Origin of the sequence: Clostridium sp. DSM 8431 (assembly GCF_900116755.1) — a bacterium.
GTDB lineage: Bacteria > Bacillota > Clostridia > Clostridiales > Clostridiaceae > Clostridium.
This window is the reverse complement of record NZ_FPBY01000169.1, coordinates 1-7092: the sequence shown is the minus strand read 5'-3', so window position 1 is coordinate 7092 and position 7092 is coordinate 1. Positions and strand designations below refer to the sequence as shown.

The following is a 7092-nucleotide window of genomic DNA, read 5'->3' as shown; positions in this document are numbered from 1 at the left end:
CTACCTGATGGAATGATACGCTTTTTTACGGGTATAGGTTCTTTAAAACCTCCCAGGGGGGGTACATCTATCTTCTATTCAGGAGTATTATACTAAACTATATTAAATTTGGTTAGATTCCTTTTGGAATTTAAATAAAAAACTATTTTAAATTATGAAATGCGTATTTCCCTATCGGGGCGTAAGCAAAGTAATAGATAAGAAAATTAATATCAATTTAGACATGTAATGTTCGTTAGAATAGTAAATAGTTTTCTATCAAATGTTACAACTAGATTATACAAGGGGGTATTTATGATGAATTTTAATGGAACAGAAACAATTGTTACTGAAAGATTAGTACTTAGAAAAGTAGAAATTAATGATGCAGAGGATATGTTTTATAATTGGGCATCTGATAAGGAAGTCACTAAAAATCTAACATGGCCTGCTCATAATAGTATTGAAGTAAGTAAAAAGGTTATTAGTATGTGGCTGGAGGATTATAAGAAGCAAGACAACTATCAGTGGGGAATTGAACTAAAAGATACAGGAAAACTTATTGGCTGTATATCTGTAGTTTCAATTAATGAATCAATTGAGGAAGCAGCACTTGGATATTGTATTGGAAAGAAGTTTTGGAATAAGGGAATTATGACAGAGGCCCTAAAAGCTGTTATAGATTACCTTTTTAAAAAAGTAGGATTCAATAGGATAGAAGCTTATCATAACATAGATAATATAGCATCAGGAAAGGTAATGATTAAGGCAGGAATGCAGTATGAAGGCATAAGAAGAGCTGGATGTAAAGATAATAATGGAAGATATGTTGATGTTAAAGTATATTCTATTTTAAAAGATGAAATAGAATGTTAGTTAATGAAATTTTTATAGCTGCTTTTAAATATGCGAGAAATGACAAAATTCTTAAAAAGTGAAATTATTGTAAAATTAAAAGACCTTCTTTATCTTAAGGTAAAGAAGGTCTTTTAGTATACTAAAAATGTATTTCATAATTTATTGTGGGAATGAAATTTGATTTTTATCAAAAAATTAAGACATAATAACAAAAAAAATATCTTAAATTTAATTCACTATTTATAGGAATAGATAGAATTAATATATAGCAGTTTAAGATAATTTTATTGATTTGAAAAGATCTAAAACAGTTTAAATTCACATTTAGGGAGAATGATAATATTGTTTACGCCGTGCTGTAAACAATATTTATATAAATTATCTTAATTATATATGGGAATACTGCTAACTTAAGATATTTAATTTGTAACTATCATAATGAATAAGAAATAAGTTAACTCTTATTTACAAATAAATTATATCTATATTTTTCATATATAAAAACATTAAAAATTTAAGTAAATAATCATTAAATTTTAGATATATGTATGTGGAAAAGATAAGTAAATTTTGAAAAGGTTTTAAAACCAATTAAAAAAACTTGCAAAAGATATAGAAGTAGTATATAATTATAAATGAAATATGAAAGATTAATAACAGTATAACATTCTCTTAATTTTTAGAGACGTTTATATTTTAGTCTTTTAAAATTAGGAGGAATTAAATATGACAGATAAGACTGTAGTATGTAAAGATTGTGGAGAAGAATTCGTATTCACAGTAGGAGAACAGGAATTCTACAAAGAAAAAGGATTCGATAACGATCCAGTTAGATGCCCAGCTTGTAGAAAAGCTAAGAAGGCTGCACAAAACAATAGAAGATAATTGAATTTTAAAGCTACAGTGTATTCTGTAGCTTTTTTTGATATATAAAAGTATAAAATTTTTTGATAGTGGTATCTATTTATTACAAATTTTCTATGATGTAAGTCCTTATTTAATCCATTCTATTTTCGTTAATTTTGTAGTAATTTCATTTCTTCTTTCATTAAGTAGAGGAACAAGTTTATCTTTTTCTGTATGATCGTATTTAAAGCCACACTTATCTTGAACTCTTTTAGATTTTTTATTTCCTTCATAGTAACCACACCATAAGGTAAGAAGTTTCAAATCCTGGAATGCATATCTTATTATTTCTTTAACAGCTTCAGGCATTAACCCTTGTCCCCAGTAGGTTTCAGCAATCCAGTATCCAATTTCTCCTTCCTCATTATTTTTAGCTAAGCTACTTTTTTTACCTATCAAAATTCCAATGCTACCAATTGCTTTATTTGTTTCTTTAAGGATAATAGCATAGTTAATATTTTTACTTAAAACATTTTTAATAACTTCAAGACTTTCTTCTACATTTTTATGTGGAGGAAAGCCTGCTGTGGGACCGACATTTGGGTTTTTAGCATGCTCATATAAATCCTTTGAATCCTCTTCTCTCCAAGGACGTAAAATAAGACGTTCTGTTTTTAAAATCATAATACTTTCTCCTTTCTAATATATCTTTCTATTGTAACAGATAATATATAATTTTTGTTTAAATATACCATAAAAGACACTGTTGATATTTACAAATTAATTAGAACAAGTTAAAAATTCAATATATTGACATAGGAATTTTGTGAATTTATAATTAGTTAGGAATCTAACTAATATATAAAGGAGGAAAGATGAATAAAGAAGTGTATATAGGCCAAAGGGTAGTTTGTCTTGCAAGGCAAGTTGATAGAGCTATCGGGAAAGAAATAAGTGAGTATAGTATAAGCACTATACAGGCAAAAATCATCAGTTATCTTTTTTACCAAACAAAGGAATGCACAAAGGATATATTTCAAAAGGATATAGAAGAAAACTTTGGAATAAGAAGATCCTCAGTAAGTAGTGTATTAGATAAATTAGAAGAAAATAAGTTTATTGAAAGAAAGAGCTGTGAAAAAGATGCAAGGCTTAAGAAGATTGAATTAACTACAGAAGGTGTAGAGATGTGTAAGTTAATAAGAAATTCTATTTACAAAATTGAGGAATCTTTAGAGGATTCTTTAAGTAGTGCTGAGTTAAATTTCTTTTTAGATATTATAAACAGATTATCATCTAAAATAGATAATTAATAAATAAATATTAGTTAGAAATCTAACATAAAGAAAAGGGGGCATTTTATGATAAAAAAGATTTCGCGTTATATAGGTGAATTTAAAAAAGATACTATTTTAACGCCGCTATTAGTTGCTTTAGAAGTATTTGCAGAAGTTATTATTCCACTTCTTATGGCTAAAATTATTGATGTTGGAGTTGCAAATGGTGATATTGCTTATGTAACAAAGGTTGGACTAATAATGCTTTTAGTTTCTTTTGCATCTCTTGCATTTGGAGTTTCTTCAGGTATATATGGAGCAAGGGCCTCAGCAGGGTTTGCAAGAAATATAAGAAAAGAAATGTATTATAAAATTCAGGATTATTCTTTTTCTAATATTGATAAGTATTCAACAGCAGGACTTATAACAAGACTTACAACAGATGTTACAAATGTGCAAAATGCATTTCAAATGCTTATTAGAGGATTTGCAAGAGCACCTATTATGATGTTCTCAGCTATTTTTATGTGTTTTTATATAAATGCAAAAATGGCTTTAATATTTGTTGGAGCAATTATATTTTTAGGTTTTGCTCTTTATTATTTTATGACAAAGGCTCATCCATACTTTAAAAGTGTATTTGAAAAGTATGATGAATTAAATGGCAGCGTACAGGAAAATCTTAATGCTATGAGAGTTGTTAAAGCTTATGTACGTGAAGATTACGAAGTTAATAAATTTCATAAAGCTTCAAAGGTTGTTTATGATTTCTTTTTAAAGGCAGAAAAAATAGTTGTATGTAATATGCCTCTTATGCAGTTTACTATGTATGCATGTATAATGCTTTTATCTTGGTTTGGAGCTAAGATGATTGTTAAGGGAGATATGACAACTGGAGAACTTATGAGTCTTTTCACTTATTCAACTAACATATTAATGAGTTTAATGATTCTTTCTATGATGATGATTATGGTTATTATGGCTAGATCTTCAGCAGAAAGAATTTTAGAAGTAATTGAAGAGGAAAGTGACCTTACAAATAATGAAAAGGCTATTAAAGAAGTTAAGAATGGTAAGATTGAATTTAAAGATGTTAACTTCAGCTATGCAAAGGATGAAAATAAATTAAATTTACAAAATATAAATCTTACAATTAATTCAGGAGAAACTATAGGAATTATAGGAGGTACAGGAAGTGCTAAATCCAGTCTTGTACAGCTTATTCCAAGACTTTATGATGTTACATCAGGAAGTGTAAAGGTTTCAGATATAGATGTAAGAGATTACGATATTGAATCCTTAAGAAATGATGTTTCTATGGTTCTTCAAAAGAATGTATTATTCTCAGGAACTATTAAAGAAAACTTAAGATGGGGAGATAAAGAGGCAACAGATGAAGAAGTAATTAATGCATGTAAGTCATCGCAATCTTCAGAATTTGTAGAAAAGTTCCCTGATAAATATGATACCTTTATTGAACAGGGTGGAAGTAATGTATCAGGAGGTCAAAAGCAAAGATTATGTATTGCAAGAGCGCTTTTAAAGAAGCCTAAAATTTTAATATTAGATGATTCAACTAGTGCTGTTGATACTAAAACTGATGCTTTAATTAGAAAGGCATTTAAAGAAGATATTCCAGATACAACTAAGATTATTATTGCTCAGCGTATTTCATCAGTTATGGATGCAGACAAAATAATAGTATTAAATGATGGTGTAATTGATGGCTTTGGAAATCATGAAGAACTTTTAAAGAGTAATAAAATCTATCAGGAAGTATATTATTCACAAGAAAAGGGGGCAAAGGAAGATGAGTGCAGCAAAAGGGACGCCTAGAGATCCAAGGGGAAGAGCACCAGTTGGAGCTTTTAAATTTAAGGACAGTAAGGAAACTATAAAAAGATTATTAAAGTATGTAATAGACAGTTATAAAACACAGCTTTTTATTGTATTTATCTGTATCATTATTAGTGCCCTTGCCAATGTAGTTGGAACTTTATTTTTAAAAAGTCTTATTGATGATTATATTGTTCCAATGCATGGACAGGCGAGCCCTGATTTTGGTCCATTAATTAAGGCACTTTTATATATGGCAGTTATTTATTTAATAGGTGTAGGTTCTGCTTATTTATTTAGTTATATTATGATTTTTGTATCCCAAGGTTCTCTAAAGAAAATAAGAGATGATATGTTTACTCACATGGAGTATCTTCCAGTAAAGTTTTTTGATACTCATGCTCATGGAGATATTATGAGTTTATATACAAATGATACAGATACCTTAAGACAAATGATAAGTCAGAGTTTGCCACAGCTTTTTTCAGCTATTATTACAGTAGTAAGTGTTTTTATTTCCATGATTGCTTTAAGTATTCCATTAACTATTGTAGAAGTATTTATGGTTATTATAATCTCTAAAGTTACAAAGTACATTGGAGGAAAAAGTGGTAAATACTTTGGAATGCAGCAAAGAGATTTAGGAAAGCTTAATGGTTTTATTGAAGAAATGATAGAGGGACAAAAGGTTGTAAAAGTATTTTGTCATGAAGAAGAATCTAAGAAAAAGTTTGATGAAGTTAATGATGCCTTATTCCATAGTGCAGATAATGCTAATAAATATGCTAATATTTTAATGCCTATAATGGGTAACTTAGGATATATAAATTATGTTTTAATTGCAGTTTTTGGATCAGTTCTTGCTATAAATGGTATTGGAGGATTTACTCTTGGATGCATTGCTTCTTTCTTGCAGCTTACAAGAACTTTTTCACAAACAGTAAATCAAATGTCTCAGCAAATAAACTTTATAGTTATGGCCCTTGCTGGTGCTGAAAGAATATTTAAGCTTCTTGATGAAAAGGTAGAAACTGATGAAGGATATGTTTCTTTAGTTAATGCTGAAATTGATGAAGAAGGAAATATTAAAGAAGTAGAAGAGCATACAGGAGTATGGGCTTGGAAGCATCCTCATGGAGATGGAAGTTTAACTTATACAAAGATGCAGGGAAATGTAGTTTTTGATGATATTGACTTTGGATACAATGATAAAAAGATAGTTCTTCATAACATCCACATGTTTGCAAAAGAAGGTCAAAAGATAGCCTTTGTTGGATCTACAGGAGCAGGTAAAACTACTATAACTAATCTTATTAATAGATTCTATGATATTCAGGATGGAAAGATAAGATATGATGGAATTAATATCAATAAAATTAAAAAGCCTGATCTTAGAAGATCCCTTGGAATAGTTCTTCAAGATACTCATCTATTTACAGGAACTATTGCTGACAATATTAGATATGGAAAGCTTGATGCTACAGATGAAGAGGTAATAAGTGCAGGAAAACTTGCTAATGCTGATATTTTCATAAAGCATCTTCCAAAGGGCTATGATACTATGATTACAGGAGATGGAGCTAATCTTTCACAAGGACAAAGACAGCTTTTAGCTATTGCAAGAGCAGCAATCTTAGATCCGCCAGTTTTAATACTTGATGAAGCAACTTCAAGTATTGATACAAGAACAGAAGCTATTGTTCAGGAAGGTATGGATAAGCTTATGGAGGGAAGAACTGTTTTTGTAATTGCTCATAGACTTTCAACTGTTAAAAATTCAGATGTCATTATGGTGCTAGAAGATGGAAATATTATTGAAAGAGGAAATCATAAAAGCTTAATTAAGGAAAAAGGAAAATATTATCAACTTTATACAGGAGCTTTTGAACTTTCATAGTATTCTGTTTTAATTAAATATTGGTTGTTAATAAGCTTATAATTAATATTGAATAACTAAGTATGATTGATTAGCAATAGAAAAACTGATGGGGAATAACCTATCAGTTTTTTGTTCGCCCAGCATGTTTGCTGAGCCGGCAGGCTGAAAGAAGCCTGCGTCGCCGTCCCGATAGGAAGACAACTCGAATGCAAGTGCGTTATTGGCAACGATAAGGTATGAAGGAAGCGCTAGAGGACATATGGAACATAACGCAAGTAAACCAAGTATTGGCTTATAAAGTGGATAACCTTGCAAAAAGTAGGAAAGTCCAAAGTTCGGTAGTTACTTTATAAGTTTTTATGGATGTGTTCATATGGGGCAGGCAAGCTTAACTGGGGAAGCCTTATATTATCTCAT

General features: G+C 29.6%; 6 protein-coding genes. 5 read left to right on the top strand and 1 reads right to left on the bottom strand.

Annotated elements, in window-relative coordinates:
• The first annotated feature begins 294 nt into the window (after positions 1-294).
• Positions 295-855, top strand: coding sequence for a GNAT family N-acetyltransferase (locus tag BM384_RS14035; protein ID WP_175537397.1), 561 nt, complete (start codon positions 295-297; stop codon positions 853-855).
• 708 nt (positions 856-1563) lie between these two features.
• Positions 1564-1722, top strand: coding sequence for a zinc-ribbon domain-containing protein (locus BM384_RS14030; protein ID WP_090014505.1), 159 nt, complete (start codon positions 1564-1566; stop codon positions 1720-1722).
• Positions 1723-1830: 108 nt separating this feature from the next.
• On the opposite strand, the gene BM384_RS14025 is transcribed toward BM384_RS14030, so the two are convergent.
• Positions 1831-2367, bottom strand: a complete 537-nt coding sequence (locus tag BM384_RS14025; protein WP_090014503.1) for a GNAT family N-acetyltransferase — start codon at positions 2365-2367, stop codon at positions 1831-1833.
• Between the two features lie 191 nt (positions 2368-2558).
• Between BM384_RS14025 and BM384_RS14020 the strand changes: the two genes are divergently transcribed.
• The 3 genes from BM384_RS14020 to BM384_RS14010 are packed head-to-tail and all read left to right on the top strand — an operon-like array spanning position 2559 to position 6693.
• Positions 2559-2996 (top strand): MarR family winged helix-turn-helix transcriptional regulator, encoded by a 438-nt coding sequence (locus tag BM384_RS14020; RefSeq protein ID WP_090014501.1) that lies wholly within the window; start codon positions 2559-2561, stop codon positions 2994-2996.
• A gap of 48 nt (positions 2997-3044) precedes the next feature.
• Positions 3045-4796 (top strand): ABC transporter ATP-binding protein, encoded by a 1752-nt coding sequence (locus BM384_RS14015; protein ID WP_090014500.1) that lies wholly within the window; start codon positions 3045-3047, stop codon positions 4794-4796.
• Entirely contained in the window at positions 4771-6693 is a 1923-nt protein-coding gene (locus BM384_RS14010) for an ABC transporter ATP-binding protein (protein WP_090014498.1), read from the top strand. Before BM384_RS14015 ends, BM384_RS14010 begins: the two co-directional genes overlap by 26 nt.
• Positions 6694-7092: the final 399 nt, after the last annotated feature.